The following is a 285-nucleotide window of genomic DNA, read 5'->3' as shown; positions in this document are numbered from 1 at the left end:
TATGAAAATACTAATAATCAAGATTGGAATTAGCAGCAGTAAATGTATGATGACAAAAGGCTTTATTCTATTTTTAAATATATTTTTCAAAACTCCATCTCCACTCATAAAAAGCCTTACTCCTATATTATCCTAAATTGGGAAATAAAAGGGAATAAATTTTCCATACATCTTTTTTGCAATATCACATTATTAACAAACAAATTACGTGATTGTTTATATAATAACAAACAATTTGTTAATGCATTTACTTATTAATGATTGACTTTAACTAAATTTTATATT

This window comes from Bacillus sp. JJ1532 (genome assembly GCF_036965085.1).
GTDB lineage: Bacteria > Bacillota > Bacilli > Bacillales > Cytobacillaceae > Cytobacillus.
Note: the sequence above shows the minus strand (reverse complement) of the source record.